This is a genomic window from Methylobacterium sp. 1973, from assembly GCF_040545035.1.
Lineage (GTDB): Bacteria > Pseudomonadota > Alphaproteobacteria > Rhizobiales > Beijerinckiaceae > Methylobacterium > Methylobacterium fujisawaense.
The window spans coordinates 330,004-356,404 of sequence record NZ_JBEPLA010000005.1 but is presented as its reverse complement, the minus strand read 5'-3'; the positions used below and the strand labels follow the sequence as shown (position 1 = coordinate 356,404).

Below are 26,401 nucleotides of genomic sequence, written 5' to 3'. Positions count from 1 at the left end.
GCATGTCCCCGCGATGCGCGAAAACGTGAAGGCACACCAAGGTTTTCGTGGCCGAGATCCGTCGTTATCCCGGCGTCGCTCCACCGAGAAGAAGCCTGTGGGCGGCAGGAGGACGACTTATGCGGCGCGCAGCAGACAGGATCGCCGGGCTCATTCTGGCCGGACTTGCAGCAGGAACCCTCGGAGCCGTTTCGACATCCGCCGCCCCAGCCGGCGCGGCATCGACCGACCTGAAGAGCGAGGGACCGACGCAGCCGGCGAAGGTCCAGGACGGCCAGTACACCGACAAGAACGGCGATCCGACCTACCACGTCACGGACGGCGGCAAGAAGGTCGACTGGTACACCATGTCCGGCTACGTGCGGTACAATTCCAACTGCATCGTCTGCCACGGCCCCGACGGGATGGGCTCGACCTATGCACCGTCGCTTGTCGATGCCCTCAAGGGCATGGACTACGCGCACTTCGCCGGCATCGTCGTGGGCGGCAAGAAGGACGTGAACGCCTCGCAGGAGCTGGTCATGCCCGCCTTCGGCGATAACAAGAACGTCATGTGCTACCTGCCGGACATATTCACGTATCTCCGCGCCCGTTCGGACGGAGCGCTCGGTCGCAACAGACCGCCGGAGCACGAGCCCAAGCCCGCTGCCTTCGAGAAGGCCGAGGACGCCTGCATGAAGTGAACGCCGCCTCCCGGGCCTCGGACCGAGATTGAACCTGCCCGGGGGGCGACACGCCCCGTTGCACCGCTCGGTTGCGCACGACATACTCTGCACAAGACGCTGAAGAGCAGGCGCCAAGCTTGCCGAGGGGGTCGCAGGGGATGGAACGTGGCTCAAGGATCGGGAGTGCGCCGCCATCTCTGCGGCATCTGGACGGCCTGGACCGATGCGGCCGGGGCCGCCGACGCGGCCGCTGAGGTCGCCCGGGCCGTCGGGGGCTCGGCCCTGTCACAGATCGTCGTGTTCTTCTCGGCGGATTACGACGCGGAGATCCTGGCCCGCGCGCTGGAAACTTGGTTCCCCGGCGTCCCGGTGGCGGGCTGCTCGATGTCGGGAGGCATCGCCCCGGCCGGAGGCCTCGACCGCGGCCTCGTGGCCATCGCGTTCCCGGCGGAGCGCTTCCGCATCGTCTCGACGGTCCTCGACGCCATCGACCACCTCGACGTGGAGCGGACGGCCTCCGCGGTCCGGGCGCTGCGCCGGACCCTCGACCCGCTGGACCGGTGCCGCGAGGTCGACATGGCCGCGTCCGGCCACCGCTTCGCCCTGTCGCTGATCGACGGGCTCGCCAACGCCGAGGAGACGGTCGTCTCGGCCATCGCCTGGGCGCTCGACGGCATCCCGATCGTCGGCGGCTCGGCCGGCGACGACCTGCGCTTCCGCGACGCCGTCCTGCTCCACGGCGGGAAGATCCACCGGAAGGCGGCGGTCCTGGTCCTCGTGGAGACCGACTTCTCGGTGGAGATCTTCAAGAGCGACAATTTCGAGCCGACCCAGACCAAGTTCGTGGTGACGGCCTCCGATGGCGAGCGCCGGACCGTGCACGAGTTGAACGCCGAGCCGGCAGCCCGGGAATACGCGATGGCGATCGGCCTCGACCCCGAGGGCTTGTCGCCGATGAGCTTCGCCGCCTACCCGCTGGCTGTGAAGGTCGGCGGCGAGTATTTCTGCCGCTCGATCCGGCGGATGAACGAGGACGGGTCGCTCAGCTTCTTCTGTGCGGTGGACGAGGGCGTTGTGCTGACCCTCGCCGAACCGCGCGATATCGTCGCCTCGACGCGGGCCGAGCTGGCGCGCCTCGACGCGGTGCTCGGCGGCGTCGACCTGATCATCGGCTTCGAATGCGTCCTGCGACGGCTCGACGCCGAGAGCCGGCAGGTGCGCCACGGCATTGCCGACCTCTATCGCCGCTACAACGTCGTCGGCTTCGAGACCTTCGGCGAGCAGTACAGGGCGATGCACCTGAACCAGACCTTCACGGGCATCGCCATCGGCAAGACCCTCGCCGGCAGTGCCCCGGGGGCGGAAGCCACCCCCGTCGCGTCGTGACCCTGAATCCGAACGGTCTCGAGACTGACGCGTCGCTGCACCGGCGGATCGAGAAGCTCGAGCGCATCAACGCCGCGCTGATGTCCCATGTCGAGCGCTCCATGGATCAGCGGGGCAGCGCCTATTCGCTGTTCCAGACCGCGATCATGCTGGAGGGCCGGGTCCGCACCCGCACCGAGGAGCTGACCGGGCTGATGCACCGGTTGGAGCGCTCCAACGAGGCGCTGGCCGCCGCCAAGGAGGAGGCCGAGACCGCCAACCGCTCCAAGACCCGGTTCCTGGCCGCGGCGAGCCACGACCTGCTTCAGCCGGTCAACGCCGCCCGCCTGTCGATTTCGGCACTGGCCGATCTCGACGTGCCGCCGGAGGCGCGCATCATCGCGGGCCAGGTGGATCGCGGCCTGCAGACCATCGAGGATCTGATCAAGACGCTGCTCGACATCTCGAAGCTCGATGCCGGGATCGTGCGGCCGCAGATCCAGCCGGTGTTCCTGCCCGACCTGCTGGCGGAGCTGGCCGAGAGCTTCAAGCCGTTCGCGGAGCGCAAGGGCCTGCGGCTGTCGCTGCGCTGCCCCGACGTCACCGTCACCAGCGACGTGATGCTCCTGCAGCGCATCCTCCAGAACCTCGTCTCCAACGCGGTCCGGTACACAAGCGTCGGCGGGATCGTTCTCGCGGCCCGGCGGCGGTCCGGCGGCATCCGGATCGAGGTGACCGATACCGGCTGCGGCATCGCCGCGGAGGAATGCGACCTCGTCTTCGACGAGTTCTTCCGCGGCGGCGCCCGGACCGGCAGCGGCGAGGAGCCGGGCCTCGGCCTCGGCCTGTCGATCGTCCGCCGTATGGCCCAGGCCCTCGACCACCCCCTGCGGCTGCGCTCCCGGATCGGCCACGGCACCCGAGTCGCCCTGACGCTGCCCGTGAGCACGATCCCGGCGGCCGTCGCCCCGCCCGCTCCGGTGGCGACCCGGCTCTCGGGCGCGCACGTGCTCGTCGTGGAGAACGACCCATCCACGTCCGACGCCCTCGCCCGCCTCCTTCAGAACTGGGATGCCCGGGTCTCGACCTTCCGCGACCTCGCGGGGGTGCGGGCCGCCGTAGAGGCCGGCGCCCCGCGGCCGGACATCCTGGTGCTCGACTACCATCTCGACGACGGCGCCTGCGGCCTCGACGTGGCCAACTACCTCCGGGCCGCGCACGCCGATCCGGTCCCGGTCATCGTCACCACCGCCGACCATTCCGAGGCCGTCGAGGACCGGGTCACGGCCGCCGGGGCGGAACTCGTGCACAAGCCGATCAAGCCGGCGCAGCTCCGCTCCCTGCTCACCTACATGCTCGCCTGAGCGGCCTGCGGCGGTCCGCGCTTCGACCGGCGGCACGCCTCGCGCTGCCTGCGGACAGGCGGACCTTCGGGAAAGCCGATCCCCGGCCGGACAAGGGATGGGTCGCCCCGCGGCGGAGCACGAGCCCCCGACGCGGCACCCGTCCGACGCGAACAAACCTGCCCGTGCCGTGACATAGGACACACGACGCCCCTCGACGTGCCGTGCCGCCTGCGCGACAGGGAACAGCGTCCGCGGCGCGTCCTGCGTCCGGATTTTCCCAGCCATCGACGTCACGGACCCGCCGGGACGCCGCAGGAGCGCGCAGGAATGGCGCAGGTCCCGCTCGGTCCAGCCGGCGGCCGTCACGGACACCCGCAGAGGCACCCGCAGGGGCCTTCGCACGATGGCCTGCCGCCCCGCGAGCGCGTCCTCGCCATGGCGGCGATCGCGCTGGCCATGACCATGGCGGTCCTCGACGGCGCCATCGTCAACGTGGCGCTGCCCGTCATGGCCAAGGATCTGGCGGTCAGGCCGGCCGACGCGATCTTCGTGGTCAACGCCTACCAGATCGCCGTCACGGCCACCCTCCTGCCGTTCGCGGCGCTGGGCGACATCTTCGGCTTCCGACGCGTCTACCTGCCGGGTCTGGCCGTCTTCGTGGCCGCCTCGCTGGCCTGCGCGCTGGCGCCAAGCCTGCCGCTGCTGATCGCCGCCCGGATCGTCCAGGGGCTCGGCGCCGCGGCGATCATGAGCGTGAACATCGGCTTCGTCCGTTTCATCTACCCCCACCGGATGATCGGCCAGGGGGTCGCCAACGTCGCGCTCGTGGTGGCGGTGGCCTCGGCCGCCGGCCCGACCGTGGCGGCCGCGATCCTGTCGGTGGCGACCTGGCCCTGGCTGTTCCTCGTCAACATCCCCGTGGGCCTGCTGGCCCTGGCGGTGGCGTCCCGGACCCTGCCGGCGACGCCGGCGAGCGGCCGCCCCTTCGATCTCGTGAGTGCCGTCCTCAACGCCCTGACCTTCGGCCTGCTGATCATCGGCATCGACGGGCTTGGCGATCCGGAGGCCCGGGGCATCGCCGTCCTCGAACTCGCGGCCGCGATCGCGGTCGGCGCGGTGTTCGTCCGGCACCAGATCCGGCTGGCCGCGCCGCTCCTGCCCGTGGACCTGCTGCGGATCCCCGCCTTCGCCCTGTCGATGGCGACCTCCGTCGCCTCGTTCTGCGCCCAGATGGTCTCCTACGTGGCGCTGCCCTTCTATTTCCAGGACGTGCTGCACCTCTCCAGCACGCAGACCGGCTTCCTGCTCACCCCCTGGCCGATCGCGGTCGCCGCGATGGCGCCGATCTCCGGCCGCCTTGCGGACCGGTATCCGCCCGGGATCCTGGGCGGGATCGGCCTGGCCATGATGGCCGTCGGTCTGGTCTGCGTTACGATCCTGCCGGCCGCTCCGACGACCCTCGATATCGTCTGGCGGCTGACCCTGTGCGGTCTCGGCTTCGGCCTGTTCCAGTCCCCCAACAACAAGGTGATCGTCACGTCGGCGCCGCGCGAACGGGCTGGGGGGGCGAGCGGGATGCAGTCGACGGCGCGGCTCACCGGCCAGTCGCTCGGCGCAGCTCTGGTGGCGGTGATCTTCGGCCTGACCCACGGTCTCGGGGCCGAGCGGGCGGTAACCCTGTCGCTCTCCTGCGCGGTGGCGCTCTCGGTGATCGGCGGCTGCGCCAGCGTCCTGCGGCGGAGTCGGAGCGGCTAACCGGATCGCGTATGCCACCCGGGACGCCGGCTTGCGTTGATGGGGTGTGTCCCGTGCTGGAGCGCCCCATGGATCTCGATCTCACCGGCCGGAAGGCCCTGGTCACCGGGTCGACCGGCGGCATCGGCTACGCCATCGCCAAGGAACTCTGCGACCTCGGTGCGGAGGTCGGCATCAACGGTCGCACGCCCGAGCGGGTCGAGGCCGCCCTCGCGAAGCTGCGGGGCGAGACGCGGGCCGGCCGCGCCTTTGCGGCACCGGGCGATGTCGCCACCAGTGAGGGCGTTTCAGCCCTGGTCAAGGCTGTCCCGGCGGTCGACATTCTGGTCAACAACACCGGGATCTTCGAGCCGAAGCCGTTCTTCGAGATCCCGGATGCCGACTGGCAGCGCTTCTTCGACGTCAACGTGATGAGCGGCGTGCGCCTGTCGCGGGCCTACACGCCCGGCATGGCAAAGCGGGGCTGGGGACGGGTGATCTTCATCTCCAGCGAGTCGGGCATCAACACGCCGACCGAGATGGTCCACTATGGAATGACCAAGACGGCGCAGCTCGCGATTTCCCGCGGTCTGGCGCAGACGGTGGCCGGCAGCGGCGTGACGGTTAACAGTGTCCTGCCCGGCCCGACCCTCTCGGAGGGTGTCGCGGACTTCATGCGGCAGATGGCCGGAGGCGCAGCCGATACCGACCTCGAGGCCATGGGCCAGAAATTCGTCGCGGAGCATCGCCCCTCGTCGCTGATCCAGCGGCTGGCGCGGGTGGACGAGGTGGCCAATCTCGTCGCCTATCTCTGCAGCCCGGCCGCGAGCGCCACCACCGGCGCCGCCCTGAGGGTCGACGGAGGGGTTCTGCAAGGCATCGCTTGAAGGCGGGATCGGTGGGGGCAACGCCGGCCACCGCCGAAGCGGGGCTCGAACCGTGCGGGTCTGGGACGGCAAAATCCGCGCGGCGGCGCATCGACAAGCCCGCGCTGGCGATACGTCGGGCGCCTCGGGTTCAGGCGGTGCGTTCGCCACGAGGGATCGGACCGGCGGCTCTGGATGCCGGACTCGCGTCCGCGTCATACCAAGCCACACGGCCGGTCTTCCCGTACGACGGGGAACGCCGCAGGGCTCCTAGAGCCGTCGGCCCGGAGAGAATGCCGGACTTGGCTCTAGGGCGCGATCAGGCCTTCAGGTGCGCAGCGAGATGCTTGTTCATCTCGAACATCGTGCACTTGTCCTTACCGAAGACCTTCTTGAGCTTGTCGTCGGCGAGGATCTCACGCTTGTTCTGCGGGTTCTGAAGGTTGTTCTTCTTGATGTAGTCCCAAACCTTGCTGACCACCTCGCCGCGCGGCAGCGGGCTGGTCCCGACGATGGCGCCGAGCTCGGCCGACGGCTTCAGCGGCTGCTGCAGAGCGTTCGGCTTGGCGCCGGCCGACTTCTCGGCGGCGGGCTTCGCAGCCTTGGCCGGGGCGGCCTTCTCCGCAGTCTTGGTGGTCTTGGCCGCCTTGGGCGCAGCCTTCTCGGTCTTTGTGGCCATCAACATCCTCCGGTTCTCGGGCCGCAGGCCGGGGCATGATCGCCCCACGGCCGAGCCAGCATAGCAGCAACTAAGCGGTGCCGCCGCCGTTCCAAGGGGAAATTGCCTTTGGAAACGCCTCATCCACAAGGCAGGCGCAGAAATCCCCTGCGGGATCGCCGGATGGACGCCGCCGCCAAGATTATTCGGCCGACCGCCGGGCGTGAAACCTGCCTTTAACAATCCTGCACGTGAAGTACAGGCATGTTTGCCCCGACCCTCACCCTCGCGCTCCTGCTCGCCACCGGACTGGTCACGAGTCTCGGGCTCCTGGTGCGGGCCGAGCCTTCCGCGCCCGGCATCGCGCCGGGCCGCGGCTTGGTCTGAACGCGCCGGGATTGCAGCGCCCGTCCACCGGGTGCATCAGCCCGACCGCATGACCGATCCGATCACCCTCGCCAGCCCGGAAAGCACCGCTCACGTCGTCCAGGTGGCGCTGAGCCCCGTGTTCCTGCTGTCGGGCATCGCGACGCTGCTCAACGTCTTCGGCGCGCGGCTCGCGCGCGTGGCCGATCAGGCCGACCACGTCTCCGGGCTCCTCGCGGGCGCCGGCGATGCGGAGCGCATCCTCCTCGGACGGCGCCTGGATCGGCTGCACCGGCGCTCCCTGGCCCTGGATGCCGCCGTGTTCCTGGCCGCGCTGGGCGGCGTGGCGACCTGCGGATCGGTGCTGACCCTGTTCGTCGGAGCCATGCGCGACAGCACGGTCACGACATTGCTGTTCGGTCTGTTCGGCGCGGCGATCCTCTGCACCCTGTGCGCCCTCGTGGCCTTCGGGTTCGAGATGCTGCTGGCCAGCCGATCGGTCCGAGACCGGATCAATCAGCGGCGGAGGAGCGCCGGGATACCACCCGACCTCTGAGAGGCCGGCGCTCGCCCGGCCACCGGCTCAGGAGGCGGAACCCGTCCCGGCCCACGCGCTTAGTGAGCCAGGGACCGCCACGCGGGCACGATCCCGCTCATGGATCGGGAGACATCATGCCGACGGACCTGCCCAACGAACGCGCCTTGAGAAAGCCCGGCACCCTGGAGCTTGATCCCGCCGGCGAGGGCATCGCCATCGACGAGAGCCCCCGGCTGATCGCGTCGAACAAGGTCGAAGGCACCGCCGTGTACGACAGCAGCGGCCGCCACCTGGGCGCCGTCCACAATTTCATGGTGGACAAGGTTTCCGGACAGGTCGCCTACGTGGTGCTGGCCTTCGGGGGATTTCTCGGATTGGGTGAGACCCACCACCCGCTTCCCTGGAAGGCTCTGACCTACAGCACCGAATTCGGCGGCTACGTGATCGACATCGATCCGGCGGTCCTCGCAGGCGCATCGAGCTCCGGCGCCGGCGAAGACGAAGTCGCCGATCCGAGCTATCGCGCCCGGATCTAGGCCTTCGACGGCCCGTACGCGCGCCCCTCCTGAGCGGGCGCGGCGGTCTCGGCCTGACGGCTCAGAATTTCCCGCCGAGGCCGACGCTGCCGCCGGGCGACAGCATCGGACCCATTGCGCCGCTGCTGCCACTGCCACCGACCGCCGCATTGCCGCCGTCGAGATCCTCGCGCCGGATCCGGCGCTCCCCGCTATCGGCGGTGCGGGTCGCCCCGCCTGCGGTCTTCGGGATCGCCAGCTGCTTCGTCGGAGCGGTCTGGAGCGGCTGACCATCGGCATCGACCGCAGCATTGCGCGGCTCGCGGTTCGGCAGAGATCCGCGCAGCGAGGGCGGCAGGCCGACCTCTGTCGCGGGCATCACGCCGCCGCCGCCACCGAGCGCCTGGCAGCCAGCCACGAGGCCGGCCAGGGCAGCGCCGAGCGCAAGGCCGCGCGCTGCGGCGCATCTCGACGTGGGGAGGGTCGACATCGTGTGGTCCTCGACAGTGGCCGCGGTGCCGTCCGCGGCTCGCATGGGCTTATGAGCGGTTGTCTACGCCGGGGATGCGGCGAAAACCAGACAGTGCCGTCGCGCCCCCGGTCATCATCGCCGTATCCTTTGTGGCAGACCGCCGAAGCGCGCGGTTCGCGTCTTGCTGTCTGGCCGCTGCGGTCCATAACTTCGCCCAGGTCCTGCGGCATGACGCCATCCGCAGGCGGGGTCCAGCCGGCGGCGGACCCGGAACCGGCCGATACGGTCGTGGACGCGCCGGCGCGCCGGTGCAGCCCGGCCCTTCCTCAGAGGACGAAGCGTGTTCAGAACCAACCGGATGATCGCGGCCGTGACGCTCGCCCTCTGGGCGTCGGGGGCTGCGGCGCAGGTGAGCGGCAGCGAGGGTGCGGCCGGGCAGGCAGCGCCGCACGCACCGGCCACGCCTCCGTCCGCGACTCCGGCTCCCGCGCCGGCTCCGGCGCCAACTCCGACACCGCCGACTTCTCCGCCCGCGGCGGCGCCGGCCGCACCGCCGGCCGCCGGGACTTCGCCGCCTTCCACGACCCAGACGCAGCAGCAGGGAACACCGGCCACGGTCCTCGACACGCAGGATTACGAGAGCCTGCTCGGTCGCAGCGTGCGCAGCGCCGGCGGCGACGAACTGGGGCGCGTCATCGACATCATCATCGACAAGGAGGGCCATCCCAGGGCCGCCATCATCGATTTCGGCGGCTTCCTCGGGGTCGGAACCCGCAAGATCGCAGTGGATTGGCGCGCCCTGCGCTTCACGCCGGACGGCGGCAAGGAGCGCAAGCTCTCGGTCGCGCTGACCCGCAACCAAGTCCGCGTGTCACCGGAATACAAGGCCGGGGAGCCGATCGTGGTTCTCGGGCCCGCCAGCCCCGCCGCGCCGGCGGCGGAGGGCGAGCAGGCGACCACGCCGCCGGCCAATCCGGCGCCGGGCTCGGCGGCACCGTCGCAACCGGCCCCCGCCGCGGCGGCTCCGACCTCGCCCGCTCCGGGTAGTGCGGCCTCGGGCGCGGCGGCGCCGGCCGCGACCGCGCCCGCCCGCCCTCCGGAGAAGGCACCGGATAAGTGACGGTGGCCCGGTCGAAGGCCCGAACCGCCGCCACTCCGCGCGAACGTGAGCTGTCCCGTCAGGACATCCGCTCGCGTCCGGGCCGCCTGAAGGATCCGGCGGGCGAGGCCGCGCGCGCGTCGGCGGTTCCTGCCGCACAGGGGGGACGCGTGATCTCGGCAACGAGCCGCTACGGCCTAGATGCCTTCGCGTTCTTCGTGGCCAACCTGCAGACCGGGTTCGGCCCTTTCCTGGCCGTATACTTCTCCCAGGCGAAATGGACCCAATCCGACATCGGGTTCGCCCTGACCGTGGGGAGCCTCGTGGCGCTGCTGGGTCAGGTCCCGGGCGGCGCCTTCGTCGACGTCGTGCGCTCGAAGCGCTTCGCCGCTGCCGTGGCGGTGATCGGGATCGCCGGCAGCGCCTTCGCGCTGGCGGTCTGGCCGAGCTTCCTGATCGTGCTCCTGGCAATGGCACTGCACTCGGCCGCGAGCTGCGTGCTCACACCGGCCATCGCGGCGATCAGCATCGGACTCGTCGGGCGTGCCCACGCTGGCGAGCGTCTCGGCCGCAATGCCAGCTTCGCGGCCCTCGGCAACGCCCTCGGCGCGGCCGGGATGGGCGCCATCGGATATTACCTGTCGAACGGCGCCGTCTTCTACCTCACCGCCGCCCTCGGCATCCCGACGGTGATCGCGCTGGCGCGCATCCGCGCCCAAGACATCGATTCCAACGTGTTCAAGGAGCCGGCCACGGCGCAGGCGGCGCCGTCGACCGGCAAGGACAGCATCCGCGCCCTGCTGACCAATCGGAGCCTCCTGTGCTTCGCGGCCTGCATGGTGCTGTTCTTCCTCGCCAACGCCGCGATGCTGCCCCTGGTCGGCAGCGTCCTGACCCTGCGGGCGAGCGAGACCGCCACCGCGCTGGTCGCCGCCTGCATCATGGTCCCGCAGGCGGTGCTGGCGGTCAGCGCCCCTGCGGTCGGCCGGGCCGCCGAGCGCTTCGGCCGCTACCCGGTGCTGCTGTTCGGATTCGGCGCCCTGCCGGTCCGGGGCCTGCTGCTCGCCTACACCACCAACCCCTACGGTCTCGTCGCCATCCAGGTGCTGGACGGCATCTCGGCGTCGGTGCTGGGCGTGATGGTGCCGCTGATCGTGTCGGATCTCACCCGTGGCACCGGCCGCTTCAACCTCGCCCTCGGCGCGGTCGGCACGGCCATGGGCATCGGCGCCGCCCTCTCGACCTCGCTTGCCGGCATCATGGCCGACCATCTCGGCAGCCACAGCGCCTTCCTGGGGCTCGCGATCGTGGGGTTCGCGGCTTTCATGCTGGTGGCGCTGATCATGCCGGAGACGCGTCCGACGGAGCACACGGCCTGACCGGCCGCGGCATCGGATTCGCAAGGGTGTTTCCGCGCCGCTCAAGCGACGTTCAGGTTCTGCGGATAAAAGCGCACGGAAGGTGCGGGCCGGTGAAACATATGGCAACGCTCTCGCGTTGCCGCTGCGGGTCAGACTGCGCCCGCTCTGCACGCCGCCTCAGCCCGTAAGCCAAAGCCGCGCGAATACGGAATGGTCACCGCGATGGAAGAGCTGCACCGATACGCCGACAGGCCCTTCGCCTTCGTCGCGCGGTATCTCCGCCGCCGCTGGCTGCCGCACTTGGTCATCCTGATCTCCGTGCTCGGCGCCGTCGGCTTCTCGGTCTCCACCGATTACGCCCTCAAGGGCGTGGTCGACGCGCTGACGAAGGGGCCCGGCCCGGGCAACACGGTCGTCTGGAGCGCGCTCGCGGTCCTGGTCGCCTTCATCGCCGCCGACAACATGCTCTGGCGCGTGGCGGCGCTGACCGGCGCCTTCACCTTCGTGGGGATCACCGGCGACATCCGGCGCGACCTGTTCCGGCACATGACCGGCCATTCCCCGACCTTCTTCTCCGACCGCCAGCCGGGCACCCTGGCGTCGCGCATCACGGCGACCTCGAACGCGATCTTCACGGTCGAGAACATGTTCGTGTTCAACGTGATGCCGCCGACGGTCGCGGCCTTCGGGTCGATCGCCTACATCGCCACCGTCAACCTCACCATGGCGGGCATCCTGGCGGGCGTGTTCGCGGCCGTCGTCGTGCTGATGTTCAAGATGGCCTCGGCCGGCAAGCCGCTGCACCACGACTTCGCCGCCAAGGCCGCCAGCGTCGACGGCGAGATGGTCGATCTCGTCGGCAACATGTCGCTCGTGCGCGCCTTCTCGGCCTTCAAGCGCGAGGGGCAGCGCTTCGAGGGCACCATCGCGACCGAGATGCGGGCGCGGCGCTCGTCGCTCCTCTACCTCGAGAAGCTGCGCATCGTGCACGCGGTGCTGACCGTGCTTGCCGTGTTCGGCCTGCTCTATTGGGCGATCCAGATGTGGGAGGCCGGACAGGCGACGAACGGTCAGGTCGTGCTGGTCTGCACGCTCGGCATCCGCATCCTGGCGGCCACCCGCGACCTCGCGGTCGCGCTGGTCGACGCGACCCAGCACACCGCCCGGCTGGCCGAGGCCCTGCACACCCTGCTTCAGCCCCACGATCTCGTGGATCATCCGGAAGCGCAGCCGCTCACAGGCCAGGGCGCCAAGATCGAGTTCGAGCACGTCGCCTTCAGCTATCCGGACGGGCGCCCCGTCTTCACGGATTTCGACCTCGTCATCGAGCCGGGCCAGCGCGTCGGTCTGGTGGGCCGGTCCGGCGGCGGCAAGTCGACCCTGTTCTCGCTGATTCAGCGCTTCTACGACGTGCAGAGTGGCGCCATCCGCATCAACGGCCAGAACGTCGAGCGAGTCACCCAGGAATCCCTGCGCGAGGCGATCACGGTGGTGCCGCAGGACGTCTCGATGTTCCACCGCAGCTTGCGGGAGAACATCCGCTACGGCCGGCCCGAGGCGACGGACGAGGAGGTCTGGCAGGCCGCCGAGGCCGCGCATTGCACCGACTTCATCAAGGCCCTTCCCGAAGGCTTCGACACGATCGTCGGCGACCGCGGCGTAAAGCTCTCGGGCGGCCAGCGTCAGCGGATCGCCATCGCCCGGGCGATCCTGAAGAACTCGCCGATCCTGCTGCTCGACGAGGCCACCTCGGCGCTGGACGCGGAATCCGAGCAGGCGATCCGTCAGGCCCTCGCCAACCTGATGAAGGGCCGGACCGTCATCGCGATCGCGCACCGCCTCTCGACGCTGCAGGATTTCGACCGGATCGTCGTGCTCGACGGCGGCCGCATCGCGCAGGACGGCTCGCCCGACAAGCTGACCCATCTCGACGGCTTCTTCCGGGAACTGATGAAGAAGGAATCCATGGCGATGGCCCTCGCCGCCGCCTGACTTCGCCCCCGTGGATTCGTCCCGGCATCGCCGCGCCGGGACGGCGGCGCAGTTCCGCCGCTCCGGTTTTCACGCCCGATCGGCACTGGTAGATCATCGGCCCGCCGGACCGGACCTTGCATCGCCTGGACGTCGCGAACCGGCCCGGTTCCGACGCGTCTCGATGCCCGAGTCCTACTGTGCCTGACCTTGCCCTCGTCATCCGGGAAATCTCCGAGGAGATAGCCCAGCGCTCCGATCGGGGGGCGGTCGCGGATTACATTCCCGAACTCGCGCGGGTGGATCCCGGTCAGTTCGGCATGGCGGTGATCGATGCTGCGGGACGCGTCTTCGCCGGGGGCGACAGCGAGACGCCCTTCTCGATCCAGAGCGTGTCGAAGGTCTTCACCCTCACCCTCGCCCTCGGCATGGTCGGCGACCGGCTGTGGAAACGGGTCGGCCGCGAGCCTTCGGGCAACCCGTTCAACTCCATCGTCCAGCTGGAGCGGGAGCGCGGCGTGCCGCGCAATCCGTTCATCAATGCGGGCGCCATCGCGGTCACCGACGTGATCCTCTCGGGCCACGAGCCCCGCGAGGCGCTGGGCGAGATCCTGCGCTTCATGCAGTTCCTGGCCCAGGATTCGAGCATCGCGATCGACGAGACCGTGGCGGCCTCGGAGAAGCGCACGGGTTTCCGCAACACCGCGCTCGCCAACTACATGAAGTCCTTCGGCGTCATCGACAATCCGGTCGACTACACGCTCGGCGTCTACTTCCACCACTGCGCCATCGCGATGAACTGCCGCCAGCTCGCACGCGCCGGCCGGTTCCTGGCACATAACGGCATCAACCCGTCGACCGGCCATTCGGTGGTCTCGGCGGAGCGCGCGCGCCGCATCAACGCGATCATGCTGACCTGCGGCCACTACGACGGGTCGGGCGAGTTCGCCTATCGCGTGGGCCTGCCGGGCAAGAGCGGAGTCGGCGGCAGCATCCTGGCGATCGCACCCGGCAAGGCCTCCATCGCCGTCTGGTCGCCCGGTCTCGACGCGGCGGGCAATTCCCATCTCGGCCGCATCGCCCTGGAGCGGCTGACGCAGCGCATGGGCTGGTCCGTCTTCGGATCCTGAGCGGGTCCCTTCCCCTGCCCCCCTTCCCTGCCCCCCCTTCCCCTGCCCTCTTGCGCGGCGCCCACTTCCGCGGCACTGCGCCGCCGGGGCGTTGCGGCGCCGAAGCGAGACTTAGCGGCATGGCGACGAGTGTGGCGGTCCGGGCTGCCGACGACGGTCTGGATCCCGGTGCCATCCTGGCCCGTCTCGACCGGCTTCCGGCCACGCCGACGGTCTGGCGCCTCGTGGCGCTGCTCGGCCTCGGCTTCTTCTTCGAACTCTACGACCTGCTCTTCACCGGTTACGTGGCGCCCGGCCTCGTCAAGGCCGGGATCCTGACGCCGACGACCCCCGGCCTGTTCGGCGCCAGTGGTGTGGCGAGCTTCGTGGCCGCCCTCTTCACGGGACTGTTCATCGGCACCCTCGTCTGCGGCTGGCTCGCCGACCGGTTCGGGCGCCGGGCGATCTTCACGTGGTCGCTCCTCGCCTACACCGCGGCGAACGTCGTGATGGCCTGCCAGAGCGACGCCTTCGGCCTCAACCTCTGGCGGCTCGTCGCAGGGATCGGCCTCGGCCTGGAGATGGTGACGATCGGCAGCTACCTCTCCGAACTCGTCCCGAAGGCGATCCGCGGCCGGGCCTTCGCCCTGTGCCAGGGCATCGGCTTCACGGCCGTGCCGGTGGTGGCGTTCCTCTCCTACCTGCTGATCCCGATCGCCCCCCTCGGCATCGACGGCTGGCGCTGGGTGGTGCTGATCGGCGCCTCGGCGGCGATCGTGGTCTGGTGGATGCGGGCGGGCCTTCCGGAAAGCCCGCGCTGGCTCGTCGAGCACGGGCGTCTGGCGGAAGCCGACGCGATTCTGCGGCAGCTGGAGGCGCGGATCGCGGCCGAGCATGGCGGCGCGCTGCCCGCGCCGGCCGCGGCGGAGCCGGTGCAGCCGCGCGGCGCCTTCCGCGACCTGTGGGTCCGGCCCTATCGGCGCCGGGCGCTGATGATGGCCGGATTCAACGTCTTCCAGACGGTGGGCTTCTACGGCTTCGCCAACTGGGTGCCGACCCTGCTGGTGGCCCAGGGCATCACGGTGACGTCGAGCCTCGCCTACACGGCCCTGATCGCGCTGGCCGCCCCCGTCGGCCCGCTGATCGGCCTCGCCATCGCCGACCGGTTCGAGCGCAAGCACGTCATCGTGGCCGCCGCCCTCGTCTATATCGGCTGCGGCCTCGCCTTCGCGCAGACGCGGGACGTCCCGATCATCGTGGCGCTCGGCATCGGCCTGACGCTCGCCTCGAACGTGATGTCGTACAGCTTCCACGCCTATCAGGCCGAGCTGTTCCCCACGGGCATCCGCGCCAGGGCGGTGGGCTTCGTCTATTCCTGGAGCCGCTTCTCGGCGATCTTCACGGGCTTCGTCATCGCGTTCGTCCTGCGGGAGGCCGGCACGCCGGGCGTGTTCCTGTTCATCTCGGCCGCGATGCTGGCCGCGGGCCTGCTCGTCGGGCTCCTGGGTCCGCGGACACGGGACGTCGCGCTGGAGAAGATCGCGGGGTGAGGCCCGTTACGGGCTCGGCTCCCAGGAGGCCGAATCCGTGCTAGCCTCGGGCATGGTCGCTCAGCCGAAATCCCGGATGACGGTCGACGAGTTTCTCACCTGGGCCGATGGGCAGCCGGGGCGCTTCGAGCTGGTCGATGGCGAGGTGTTCGCGATGTCGCCGGAGCGCGTTCGGCATGCCGAGGTCAAGGCTGCCACCTATCTGGCGCTCCGGTCCGCACTGAAGCAAGCGAAGAGCCCCTGCTACGCGCTGCCGGATGGCATCAGCGTTCGCGTCGATCAGGATACGGTCCTCGAGCCCGACGCCCTCGTTTACTGCGGAATGCGCGCCGACCCCGATGCGACGGAGATCACCGATCCCGTCATCGTCGTCGAGGTGCAGTCGCCGAGCACACGTTCCGTCGATTCGGGTTTGAGATTGACCCGCTACTTCAGTCTCGAGAGCGTGATCCACTATCTGATCGTGGATCCGGTCAAGCGCCTCGTCATCCATCACCGCCGCGCGCAGGGCGGCCTGATCGAGACCCGCATCGCGACCCAGGAGACGCTGGACCTGACGCCGCCCGGCCTGCGCCTGCCCGTCCCGGAGCTGTTCGCCGACCGCGCGTCCGACGACGACGGAGCTTGATCCGATCCGAGGTGGATGCCACAGCGGCGCGAACGCGAATCAGGACGCCCGGATGACTGAACCTCTCGATCTCCTCGTGCTCGGCAACGCGATCGTCGACGTGATCGCACGGACGGACGATGCCTTCCTGGCGGCGCAGGGCGTCACCAAGGGTGCGATGCAGCTCATCGACGAGCCGCGGGCCGAGGCGCTGTTCGAGGCCATGGGCCCGGCCACGATCGTGTCGGGCGGCTCCGGCGCCAACACCGCGGTCGGCGCGGCCCTGCTCGGAGCCAAGACCGGCTTCGTCGGCAAGGTCCGGAACGACGAGCTCGGTGGCCTGTTCAGCCACGATCTCAAGGCGACCGGCGTCGACTTCAGCGTCCCTGCGGCGGCCGAGGGACCGGCCACCGCCCGATGCTTCGTGCTGGTGACGCCGGATGGCGAGCGCACGATGAGCACCTATCTGGGCGCCTGCCAGGGACTCTCGCCCGACGATGTCGACAAGGCTCTCGTGCGTTCCGCCCGGGTCGTCTATCTCGAGGGCTACCTCTGGGATCCGCCGGCCGCCAAGGAGGCGTTCCGCAAGGCGTCCGACATCGCCCACCAGGCCGGCAACGCCGTTGCGCTGACCCTCTCGGATGCGTTCTGCGTCGGTCGCTACCGCGATGAATTCCTCGGTCTGATCCGCGACGGCACCATCGACATCCTCTTCGCCAACATCGGCGAGTTGCAGAGCCTCTTCCAGACCGACGATGCCGAGGCCGCGGTGGCGGCCCTGCGGGACGAGCGCAACGCCCGCGGCCGTCACCTGCTCGGCCTCGTGACGCGCTCGGCCGACGGTGCCCTGGTGGTGCAGGGTGGCGAGGTCCGCGCCGTCGAGGCGAGCCCGGTCCACGAGGTGGTCGACACGACGGGGGCGGGGGATCTCTTTGCGGCCGGCTTCCTGGCCGGCCACGCCCGCGGCCTCGACCACGTCACGAGCGCCCGCCTCGGCACGCTCGCGGCGGCCGAGGTCATCCAGCACATCGGCGCCCGCCCGCAGGCGGATCTGGTCGGCTTGGCCAAGGCGCGCGGGCTCCTCTGAGCCGGCGCGTCGGGCGCGCGGTCGGAGGGTTGCGTCCGCTCCGATCCCGCCCGCTCAGGCCGCGCGGACGGTCGCGAGGAAGCGCGTCACCTCGTCCCTGAGATGCCCGGACCGGAGCGACAACTCCGAGGCTGCCGTGAGAACCTGATCGGCCGCCGCTCCGGTTGCCTTCGCCGCGTCGGCGACGCCCGTGATGGTGCTGGTGACGTCAGCCGCCCCCTGGGCGGCCTGGGAGACGTTGCGGACGATCTCCTGCGTCGCGGCGCCCTGCTGCTCCACGGCGCTGGCGATCCGCGTCGCCACGGCGCTGAGTTCCTGGACTCGGCCGCCGATGCGCCCGATCGCCGAGACGGCGTCGCCGGTGGAGGACTGGATCCGGGCGACGTGGCCGCCGATCTCGTCGGTCGCCCGCGCGGTCTGACCGGCCAGCGCCTTCACCTCTGCGGCCACGACGGCGAAGCCGCGGCCCGCCGCGCCGGCCCGCGCCGCCTCGATCGTGGCGTTCAGCGCCAGGAGATTCGTCTGTTCGGCGATGGTCGAGATCAGAGTCACGACATGACCGATCTGGACCGCCGCCCCGTTCAGATCCCGAACCAAGTGCGCGGTCGCCTCCGCGTCCGCGACCGCCGACTGGGTCAGCGCCGTCGAACCCGCGACCTGGCGGCTGATCTCCTGGACGGAGACGCCGAGTTCCTCCGCCGCCGCCGCCGCGACGTTGACGGTGCTGGCCGCGAGTTCGGCCGCGCTCGCCACCCAGCCGGAGCGATCGGCGGTGTCGGCGGCCGCCTCATTCATGGCTGAGGCCGTGTCCTGCAGCGCAGCGACGGCGGCCGAGACCGTGCCGATGATGCCGCCGACCGTGCCCTCGAAGGCGTCGGCGATCTGCTGCATGCCGCTCCGCCGCCGCGCCTCGGCCGCGGCGCGGGCCTGTGCCGCCTCGTGCTCGAGCGTGCGCGCGCGGATCAGGCCGTCCTTGAAGACCTGGACGGAGGCCGCCATGACCCCGACCTCGTCCGCTCGCTCGGAGCCGCCGACGGCCACGTCGAGGTTGTTGGCCGCGAGCCGACCCATGATCTCGGCCAGGGACCGGATCGGGCGGGCGACCCGCTGCCAGACCCACCAGACCGCCGCGCCGGTCATGATCGCTCCGATCACGGAGAGCGTGATGGTGACGGACCACGCCGTCCGGAACGCATCCTCGGAGCGCTGGACCGAGACGTTCGTGCCCTCGGCAGTGACCTGGGCCAGATCCGCCAGGGCATCGAAGGCGGCCACCAGAGGCGGGCGGGCCGGCGCGATGGCGTCGCGGGCCGCGTTCCGGTCGCCGCGCCTGAGCGGCGCGAGGATCGCCTCCTGCGCGACGCGGTAGACCTTCCACCGCCCCTCGAACGCGTCCCAGAGCGCGCGCTCTCGGGGCGTCGTCGCGCGCACGCGATAGCTCTGGAAGGCCTCCGGGATGGTCCGATCCATCTCGACGAACTCGGCATCGAGGTTCCGGTTCTCGCCGTCGTCGGTGGCGACCACCTTGCGGATCGTCGTCGTGTGGTACCGCAGCATCAGGAATCGAATCGCGTGGAGCGTGTTGTCCTTGCGCACCCAGACGTCGCGGGTCTCCACGGCGGCGGCATTGATGGCCTGTATCTGAATCAAGCCGATGGTCGAGCTTGCGATAAACAGCAAAAGCCGATTATCGAGGGCAGTATCAGCTTCGAAACAATACTTCTTCGAAAGCTCATCTCGGGCACCACAGAGGACGACACCGGCGCATCGTGGCACACGAAGATGAAGGACAGATTTTTTGCAACCTCTACTTCGGAAGTGATCTGCGCCGCAGATCAGCGCGGAACGCATGACGCGTCGCCCGCCAAGGCCGTGCCGCGGGTCGAGCGCCGATCCAGTCGAGGGCGGGCGGCCGCGGCCCGATCAGGGCCGCAGGAGAACCTTGCCTACGGCCGCCCGCCGGGTCAGCAGGCCGAACGCCTCCGGGAAGTCCGCCAGCGGGTAGACGCCGTGGACCTGTGCGGTGAGCTTGCCCTCGGCCACCCAGTCGAGGAGCCGACGCTGGTCGGCCCGATGCGCCTCCGGCTCGCGTTCGAGGAAGGCGCCCCAGTGGACGCCCTGCACGTCGAGTTCCTTCAGGAGCATCAGGTTCAACGGTAGCCGCGGGATCTCCCCGGCGGCGAAGCCGATGACGAGGAACCGGCCGCGCCAGCCGAGCGCCCGCAGGGCCGGCTCCGCGTAGGCATCGCCGACCGCATCGTAGACCACGTCGATCCCGCCTCCGGAGATCCGGCGCAACTCGTCCTTGAGCGTCGCGGGATCGTAGACGAGGCCGGCCTCGGCGCCGTGGGCGCGGGCGACGGCGAGCTTTTCCTCCGAGGAGGCGCAGGCGATCACCCGGGCGCCCATCAGCCGCCCCAGCTCCACGGCGGCGAGACCGACGCCCCCGGAGGCCCCGAGGACCGCCAGCCATTCGCCGGGCTGCAGGCGGGCACGGTTCGCCAGGGCATGGAGCGAGGTGCCGTAGGTGATGGTGAGCCCGGCCGCCTGCTCGTCCGGCACCGCGTCCGGCACCGGCGTGAGCCGGGCGGCGTCGAGGGCGATGAGTTCGGCGCAGCAACCGTGCCCGGCATGGACGATCACCCGGTCGCCCACGGCCACGCCCGAGGCCCCTGGCCCGAGCGCCTCGACCACGCCGACCCCCTCGCCGCCCGGCGAGAACGGCAGGGCCGGCTTCACTTGGTAGCGCCCAGCCACGATCAGCGTGTCGAAGAAGTTGAGCGCCGCGAGCCGCATCCGCACCAGGGCCTGCCCGGGACCCGGAACCGGATCGGAGCGCTCCACGATCTCCAGATGCTCCGGCCCGTCGAGCCTCGTGCACAGCAGCGCCCGCATTCCGTGTCTCCTCCCCGGCGTTTCTCAGCCGATGAGGCCCGAACCGGCCGTGCGGTCAAGCCGTCCCGATCATCTCGCGGATGCGGGCGCCCAGCACCTCCACCACGAACGGCTTGGTGATGACCTGCATCCCGGCATCGAGCTGGCCGTTGCCCAAGACGGCATTCTCCGCGTAGCCGGTGACGAACAGGACCTTGAGCCCCGGTCGCGTCACCCGGCCGGCCTCGGCCATCTGGCGCCCGTTCATGCCGCCCGGCAGCCCGATATCGGACACGAGCAGGTCGATGCGCACGTCGGATTGCAGCACCCTGAGGCCGGCCGCGCTGTCGGCGGCCTCGATCGCCGTGTAGCCGAGATCCTCCAGCACCTCGGTGACCAGCATGCGCACGGTCGGCTCGTCGTCGACCACCAGCACGGTCTCGCCCGGCGCGGCCCGCGGCGGCGCGCCGACGGCGGTATGCGCATCCTCCTCCGCGACCGCGCCGCGATGGCGGGGCAGGTAGAGGCAGACCGTGGTGCCCTTGCCGACCTCGGAATGGATCCGCACCTGGCCGCCCGATTGCTGGGCGAAGCCGTAGATCATCGACAGGCCGAGGCCGGTGCCCTGCCCCAGCGGTTTGGTGGTGAAGAACGGCTCGAACACCTTGCCGACGATCTCGGGCCGCATGCCGATGCCGGTATCGGTGACGCAGAGCGAGAGGTACTGGCCCGGCGGCATGTCGTGACGCCGGGCGGCGCGCTCGTCGAGCCAGGCATTGGCGGTCTCGATCGTGATCCGGCCGCCCTCCGGCATGGCATCGCGGGCGTTGATGCACAGGTTGAGCAGGGCGTTCTCGAGCTGCGGCGGGTCGACCAGGGCCGGCCAGAGACCGGGCGCGCCCATGACCTCGACGATCACGGCGGGGCCGACCGTCCGCCGGATCAACTCTTCCATGCCGGCCACGAGCCGGTTCACGTCGGTGGGCTTCGGATCGAGGGTCTGCCGCCGCGAGAAGGCGAGCAGGCGATGGGTCAGGGCCGCGGCCCGCTTGGACGCTCCCTGCGCGGCATTGATGTAGCGGTCCACATCCATGACGCGACCCTGGCCGAGGCGGGTCTGGATCAGCTCCAGGGATCCGGAGATACCGGCGAGCAGGTTGTTGAAGTCATGGGCGATCCCGCCGGTCAGCTGGCCGACGGCCTCCATCTTCTGCGATTGCCGCAGGGCCTCCTCGGTGGCGGCCAGGGCGTCGGCGCGCTCGCGCTCCGCGGTGAAATCGCGGCCGACGGCGTTGATCACCCCCTCCCCCGGCCGGGCCGCCCAGCTGATCCAGCGGTATCCGCCGTCCCGGTGGCGGTAGCGGTTGTCGAAGCGCGCGAGGCTCGATCCCGTGGCGAGCTGCTGCGCGCCCTCGACGGTGCGGTCGAAATCGTCCGGATGGACGAAGGCGATGAGCTTGGTTCCGATCAGCTCGTCCGGCCGCCAGCCCAGCACCTCGGTCCAGGCCGGGTTCACCGCGGTGATCGTGCCGTCGAACAGGCAGCGCAGCATCATGTCGGACGAGAGCGTCCACAGGGCGTTGCGATCGGCGGTGCGTTCCTCGACCTGCTGGGCCAGGGTGGCGTTGAGGTCGCGCAGCTCCGCGAGGGCGGATTCCAGGCGGCCCTGGCTCTCCTTGAGGGCGGCGTCGGCGCGCACGCGGGCCGTGGTCTCGTTGGTAAGGATGAACAACCCCGTGACCCGCCCCGCGGCGTCGAGGACCCGCGAGTACGAGAAGGTCCACCACGTCTCCCGGGAGCCCCGGTCGGTGTCGAGCTGCCAGGGCAGATCGATGAAGCGCTCCGGGCTGCCTGCCATGGCCGCGTCGATGATCGGCTTGGCCTGATCCCAGGCATCGGCCCAGACCACATCGAACCGCTCGCCCATGGCCCAGGCCAGACGGGGCCCGAGCAGCGGGAAGTAGGTGTCGTTGAAGAAGAAGTGGAGATCGGGCCCCCAGGCCAGGATCATCGATTCCGGCGAGTTGAGAACGAGCGAAAGGGCCGCGCGGAATTCCGCCGGCCAGGTCCCCGGGGGGCCGAGGGGATGGCCGGTCCAGTCGCGTGCGCGGATCATCCGCGCGGCCTCGCCGCCGCCGGATAGGAAGGAGAGGGGATCGATCACAAGTTCTGAGCGATACAGGTCATGGACTTACCGCGTATGACCGTCTTCGACGCCATCTCCAAGCCAGGGCGGCCCTGTGGATGCCTGTAGTCGGAGACCAGCCCGAGGTCACAGCCCGACGTCACAGCCCCGTCATTCCGGGACTGCGAAGCAGGATCCAGACCTCGACCGCGTGCCGGCATAGCTGGCGGCGGCTCTGGGTTCCGGGCTCGCCCGGGGGTGCCCGGGAATGAATGGGATTGCCGGACGGCAGGGACTGGATCGCGGCGATCCGTTGACCTGATCTCTCCGCGCAGGCCTCCAACACAGCCCTCTGGACCGGCGACAGTCCGTGCGGCCGAAATACGTTGACCCGGGCACGGGCAAGAGCGTGGGCCAGGGCAGACGGCACAACCGGCGGCCGGCATTTCAGTCGACAGCGACGCAGCCCACGCCGGAGCCGAACGGCTGTTCGCGTTCGTCAGCGACCTTCTGCAGACGAGCCTGCCCGTCCCGGCGGGCATCCTGCATGTTGGAGCGACAGCGATACCCGGGTGCCTGACCGAGGGCGATCTCGCCGTGCCCGGAACGCGGGATCGAGCTGAACTGACGAATTCTCGTCCTCCACGGAGGCGCACCGAACAGCGCATCTCGGTGTCCAATGGACCGCCGGAGGCGGCTCCCTCGCCCGGTTGCACCCTTTCGTCGAAACCCTGCGGGCCGGCCCGGTGCTGTGCGGCGCGACGACGCCCTCAAGCGGGCGCACGCGACCAAGCCGATGGCGCTCTACCGGACGCGCGAGGACGACGCCATCGCCCCTGTCCTGAACCCGCGCCCACCTGATCGATGAGCGTCGTGCCGGCCCGCTCCGCTCCGGTCGCGAGGACGGCCAGGTTCAGCCGCCATCCGCGCTAATGCGCCTCCTGCCAGTTCCCCGCCGCGTTGGCCTCCACCACCAGCGGCACCCGCAGCGTCAGGGCCGGCGCCGGGGCTTCCTCCATCACGCCGCGGATGATCGGGATCGCCCGCTCCACCTCGTCCTCGGCAGCCTCGAAGACCAGCTCGTCGTGGACCTGCAGGAGCATGCGCACCCCGAGCTTCTCGTCGGCCAAAGCCCCTTCCATCCGGGTCATGGCCCGGCGGATGATGTCGGCGGCCGAGCCCTGGATCGGCGCGTTGATCGCCTGCCGCTCGACGCTGGCGCGCTCGGACGGGTTGTTGGAGCGGATCTGCGGATAGTGGCACACCCGGCCGAACAGGGTGGTGACGTAGCCCTTGTCCCGGCAGCTCTTCTTGGTCGCATCGATGTAGTCGCGGATCCCGGGGAACTGCTCGAAATACTGCTTGATGAACGCGGAGGCCTCCTCGCGGCCGATGCCGAGCCGGTCGGCGAGCCCGAAGGCCGAGATGCCGTAGATGATGCCGAAATTGATGGTCTTCGCCCGGCGCCGCAGGTCGGGCGTCATGTCCTTGAGCGGCACGCCGAACATCGCCGAGGCGGTGGCCGCGTGGATGTCGATCCCGTCCGCGAACGCCTTCCGGAGTTCCGGGATATCGGCCATGTGGGCCAGGAGACGCAGCTCGATCTGGGAATAATCCGCCGAGATCAGCCGGTTGCCGGGCGCCGCCACGAAGGCGCGGCGGATGCGCCGGCCCTCCTCGGTGCGGATCGGGATGTTCTGCAGGTTCGGCTCGGAGGAGGACAGTCGGCCGGTGGTGGTCGCCGCCAGCGAGAACGAGGTGTGGACCCGCGCCGTCTCCCGGTCGGCGTGCGTCTGGAGCGAATCCGTGTAGGTGGATTTCAGCTTCGAGAGCTGCCGCCATTCCAGGATCTTCTTGGGCAGCTCGTGCCCGGCCTGGGCCAGCTCCTCCAGTAGGGTGGCGGGCGTCGCCCACTGGCCGGACGGCGTCTTCTTGGCGCCCGGCAGGCCCATCTTCCCGAACAGGATGTCGCCGATCTGCTTCGGCGAGCCCACCGAGAATTTCTCGCCGGCATCCTCCTGGATTTCCTCTTCCAGGCGCACGAGGATCTGCGAGAAATCCCCCGAGAGGCGGCTCAGCATGTCCCGGTCGACCCGGATGCCGCGCTGCTCCATCCGGGCGATGACCGGCAGGAGCGGGCGCTCCAGGGTCTCGTAGACCGCGACCCGGTGCTCGGCGACGAGGCGCGGCTTCATCATCCGCCACAGGCGGAGCGTCACGTCCGCATCCTCGGCCGCGTAGGCGGTGGCCTTGTCGATCGCGACCCGGTCGAAGCTCACCTTGTTGCGGCCGGTGCCGGCGACATCCGAGAACGTGATCGGCTGGTGGCCGAGATGGCGGCGGGCCAGCTCGTCCATGCCGTGCCCGCCCTTCCCGGCATCGAGGACGTAGGAGATCAGCATCGTGTCGTCGAAGGGCGCCACCTCGACGCCGTAGCGGGCGAGCACGACCCAATCGTATTTGAGGTTCTGGCCGACCTTCAGAACGCCGGGATTCTCCAGAAGCGGCTTCAGTCGGGCGACGGCATCCTTAAGGGGGATCTGGCCCGGGACCGGCTCGACCACGTCGGAGGGCGCGGCCCCTTCGCCGAACAGGTCGGTGGCGTCGGCCTGCACCTTGGCGGCCTGCACGTGCGCCAGCGGGATGTAGCAGGCCCGTCCCGTGGACACCGCCAGCGAGACGCCGACAAGGCCGGCCTTGTGGGCGTCGAGCGCGTCCGTCTCGGTGTCGACCGCGATCACCCCGGCCTCCTCGGCCTCGGCGATCCAGGCGTCGAGCTGCTCCAGAGACGTGACGGTCTCGTAGGCGGCGGTGTCGAAGGGGGCCACGGCCTCCGCGGCCCGGGCCGCCACGACGTTGCCGGGCGTCGCCTCGACGGGGGCCCGGGGCTTGGCGGGCGCGTCCGGCAGGTCGAGATCCGCGAAGGGGTCCACCGCGCCGCCCTCGGGCGGTGCGGCGCCCGGCGGGCGCTCGGCCCCGGCCGCCGCGGTCTCGGGATCCGGCGGTACGGAATCGCCGAAGAATGGCACCGCGTCGCTGCCGCCGGCCCCGTTGCCGTAGCCATGCGGCCGGGCGCCGGGCAGGAGCCGCGGATCAGGCTTCACCGCCTCGGGATCGACGTGCAGCATCTGGGCGATGCGGCGCGTCAGGGTGTTGAACTCCATCGCCTTCAGGAAGCCGACGAGCTTCTCCGGATCGGGCTCGGGCACGCCGAGATCGTCGAGCGGCACCGGGACCGGCACATCCTCCATCAAGGCCACGAGCTTGCGCGACAGCTTGGCCTGATCGACGTTGGCGAGCAGGGTTTCCCGGCGCTTGGGCTGCTTGATCTCGGCCGCCCGCTCCAGCAGCGCGTCGAGGCTGCCGAATTCCTTGATCAGCGCCGCGGCGGTCTTCAAGCCGATGCCGGGGACGCCCGGTACGTTGTCGGAGGTGTCGCCGATCAGCGCCAGCGCGTCGCCGATCTGGTTGGGTTGAAGCCCCTCCCACTTGGCGATGATCGCCTCAACATCGAGGTTGCGCTCGGGCCGGTAGCCCGGCTTGCCCTTCGCACCGGATTCGAAATCGTAGAACCGCACCTGCGGTCCCACGAGCTGCATCAGGTCCTTGTCGGAGGAGACGATGATGACGCCCGCGCCCCGTGCCTCGGCCTGGCGGGTATAGGTCGCGATGAGGTCGTCGGCCTCGTAGCGTTCCAGCTCCACCGCGTGCAGGCCGAAGGCCCGCACCGCGTCGCGCATCAGCGGCATCTGCCGCTTGAGGTCGTCGGGCGCGTCCGGGCGGTGGCCCTTGTAGTCTGGGAACATCTCCTTGCGGAATGACCCTTCCGACTTGTCGAAGACGATGCCGAGATGCGTCGGCATCGTGCCGGCGGCGCCGTCCTGCAGGAACTGCGCGATCTTCGTGCAGAACAGCCGCACGGCGCCGGTGGGCATCCCGTCGGAGGGGCGCGAGTTGTACTTCTGGTCCTGATTGATCGACTGGAAATAGGCCCGGAAGATGAACGACGAGCCGTCGACCAGGATCACCTGATCGCCTGGGCCGACGGACTTAATTTCGGGCTTCGCGTCGGTCATGGGCTCAGGCGGCTCGG

General features: G+C 70.1%; 21 protein-coding genes. 15 read left to right on the top strand and 6 right to left on the bottom strand.

Annotated elements, in window-relative coordinates:
- The first annotated feature begins 119 nt into the window (after positions 1-119).
- The 5 genes from ABIC70_RS12860 to ABIC70_RS12840 all read left to right on the top strand — a co-directional run bounded on the left by ABIC70_RS12860 (position 120) and on the right by ABIC70_RS12840 (position 5,997).
- Positions 120-683, top strand: coding sequence for a c-type cytochrome, methanol metabolism-related (locus ABIC70_RS12860; RefSeq protein WP_043358028.1), 564 nt, complete (start codon positions 120-122; stop codon positions 681-683).
- Positions 684-848: 165 nt separating this feature from the next.
- A complete protein-coding gene (locus ABIC70_RS12855; RefSeq protein ID WP_418287715.1) occupies positions 849-2,051 on the top strand; it encodes an FIST signal transduction protein in 1,203 nt (400 codons plus the stop codon).
- A complete protein-coding gene (locus ABIC70_RS12850; RefSeq protein WP_354439826.1) occupies positions 2,048-3,394 on the top strand; it encodes an ATP-binding response regulator in 1,347 nt (448 codons plus the stop codon). The genes ABIC70_RS12855 and ABIC70_RS12850 overlap by 4 nt, the downstream gene beginning before the upstream one ends.
- A gap of 309 nt (positions 3,395-3,703) precedes the next feature.
- Positions 3,704-5,131 (top strand): MFS transporter, encoded by a 1,428-nt coding sequence (locus tag ABIC70_RS12845; RefSeq protein ID WP_075380738.1) that lies wholly within the window; start codon positions 3,704-3,706, stop codon positions 5,129-5,131.
- 68 nt (positions 5,132-5,199) lie between these two features.
- Positions 5,200-5,997, top strand: a complete 798-nt coding sequence (locus tag ABIC70_RS12840; RefSeq protein ID WP_354439825.1) for an SDR family NAD(P)-dependent oxidoreductase — start codon at positions 5,200-5,202, stop codon at positions 5,995-5,997.
- A 298-nt stretch (positions 5,998-6,295) separates the two neighbouring features.
- On the opposite strand, the gene ABIC70_RS12835 is transcribed toward ABIC70_RS12840, so the two are convergent.
- Positions 6,296-6,655 carry an SWIB/MDM2 domain-containing protein gene (locus ABIC70_RS12835; RefSeq protein WP_043356955.1) on the bottom strand — a complete coding sequence of 120 codons (360 nt, stop codon included), beginning with the start codon at positions 6,653-6,655 and terminating at the stop codon, positions 6,296-6,298.
- Positions 6,656-6,898: 243 nt separating this feature from the next.
- On the opposite strand from ABIC70_RS12835, the gene ABIC70_RS12830 reads away from it, so the two are divergent.
- The 3 genes from ABIC70_RS12830 to ABIC70_RS12820 all read left to right on the top strand — a co-directional run bounded on the left by ABIC70_RS12830 (position 6,899) and on the right by ABIC70_RS12820 (position 8,074).
- The gene (locus tag ABIC70_RS12830; RefSeq protein ID WP_257787383.1) at positions 6,899-7,021 is read left to right on the top strand and encodes a hypothetical protein; all 123 of its coding nucleotides are present in this window, start codon (positions 6,899-6,901) and stop codon (positions 7,019-7,021) included.
- 49 nt (positions 7,022-7,070) lie between these two features.
- Positions 7,071-7,556 (top strand): DUF2721 domain-containing protein, encoded by a 486-nt coding sequence (locus ABIC70_RS12825; protein WP_043356961.1) that lies wholly within the window; start codon positions 7,071-7,073, stop codon positions 7,554-7,556.
- A 116-nt stretch (positions 7,557-7,672) separates the two neighbouring features.
- Positions 7,673-8,074 (top strand): PRC-barrel domain-containing protein, encoded by a 402-nt coding sequence (locus tag ABIC70_RS12820; protein WP_179697061.1) that lies wholly within the window; start codon positions 7,673-7,675, stop codon positions 8,072-8,074.
- A gap of 61 nt (positions 8,075-8,135) precedes the next feature.
- Here ABIC70_RS12820 and ABIC70_RS12815 read toward each other — a convergent pair whose 3' ends face one another.
- Positions 8,136-8,543: a hypothetical protein gene (locus tag ABIC70_RS12815; protein ID WP_043356959.1), complete on the bottom strand. Its 408-nt coding sequence runs from the start codon at positions 8,541-8,543 to the stop codon at positions 8,136-8,138.
- 340 nt (positions 8,544-8,883) lie between these two features.
- Between ABIC70_RS12815 and ABIC70_RS12810 the strand changes: the two genes are divergently transcribed.
- The 7 genes from ABIC70_RS12810 (at position 8,884) to ABIC70_RS12780 (ending at position 17,309) form a co-directional block, all read left to right on the top strand.
- Positions 8,884-9,645: a PRC-barrel domain-containing protein gene (locus ABIC70_RS12810; RefSeq protein ID WP_043381048.1), complete on the top strand. Its 762-nt coding sequence runs from the start codon at positions 8,884-8,886 to the stop codon at positions 9,643-9,645.
- Positions 9,642-11,003, top strand: coding sequence for an MFS transporter (locus ABIC70_RS12805; RefSeq protein ID WP_043381050.1), 1,362 nt, complete (start codon positions 9,642-9,644; stop codon positions 11,001-11,003). The genes ABIC70_RS12810 and ABIC70_RS12805 overlap by 4 nt, the downstream gene beginning before the upstream one ends.
- 204 nt (positions 11,004-11,207) lie before the next feature.
- Positions 11,208-12,977 carry an ABC transporter ATP-binding protein gene (locus tag ABIC70_RS12800; protein WP_043381239.1) on the top strand — a complete coding sequence of 590 codons (1,770 nt, stop codon included), beginning with the start codon at positions 11,208-11,210 and terminating at the stop codon, positions 12,975-12,977.
- Between the two features lie 179 nt (positions 12,978-13,156).
- Positions 13,157-14,086: a glutaminase gene (locus ABIC70_RS12795; RefSeq protein ID WP_354439824.1), complete on the top strand. Its 930-nt coding sequence runs from the start codon at positions 13,157-13,159 to the stop codon at positions 14,084-14,086.
- 119 nt (positions 14,087-14,205) lie between these two features.
- Entirely contained in the window at positions 14,206-15,615 is a 1,410-nt protein-coding gene (locus ABIC70_RS12790) for an MFS transporter (protein ID WP_043356936.1), read from the top strand.
- A 76-nt stretch (positions 15,616-15,691) separates the two neighbouring features.
- Positions 15,692-16,243, top strand: a complete 552-nt coding sequence (locus ABIC70_RS12785) for a Uma2 family endonuclease (RefSeq protein ID WP_436265562.1) — start codon at positions 15,692-15,694, stop codon at positions 16,241-16,243.
- Between the two features lie 52 nt (positions 16,244-16,295).
- Positions 16,296-17,309 carry an adenosine kinase gene (locus ABIC70_RS12780; protein ID WP_043381053.1) on the top strand — a complete coding sequence of 338 codons (1,014 nt, stop codon included), beginning with the start codon at positions 16,296-16,298 and terminating at the stop codon, positions 17,307-17,309.
- A gap of 54 nt (positions 17,310-17,363) precedes the next feature.
- On the opposite strand, the gene ABIC70_RS12775 is transcribed toward ABIC70_RS12780, so the two are convergent.
- From ABIC70_RS12775 to polA, 4 genes are all read right to left on the bottom strand, one after another.
- Entirely contained in the window at positions 17,364-18,959 is a 1,596-nt protein-coding gene (locus ABIC70_RS12775) for a methyl-accepting chemotaxis protein (RefSeq protein WP_354439823.1), read from the bottom strand.
- A gap of 273 nt (positions 18,960-19,232) precedes the next feature.
- Positions 19,233-20,204: an NADPH:quinone oxidoreductase family protein gene (locus ABIC70_RS12770; RefSeq protein ID WP_274926846.1), complete on the bottom strand. Its 972-nt coding sequence runs from the start codon at positions 20,202-20,204 to the stop codon at positions 19,233-19,235.
- Between the two features lie 55 nt (positions 20,205-20,259).
- Positions 20,260-22,347, bottom strand: coding sequence for a hybrid sensor histidine kinase/response regulator (locus tag ABIC70_RS12765; RefSeq protein WP_502916015.1), 2,088 nt, complete (start codon positions 22,345-22,347; stop codon positions 20,260-20,262).
- 890 nt (positions 22,348-23,237) lie between these two features.
- Positions 23,238-26,384 (bottom strand): DNA polymerase I, encoded by a 3,147-nt coding sequence (polA, locus tag ABIC70_RS12760; protein ID WP_354439821.1) that lies wholly within the window; start codon positions 26,382-26,384, stop codon positions 23,238-23,240.
- Between the last annotated feature and the right edge of the window lie 17 nt (positions 26,385-26,401).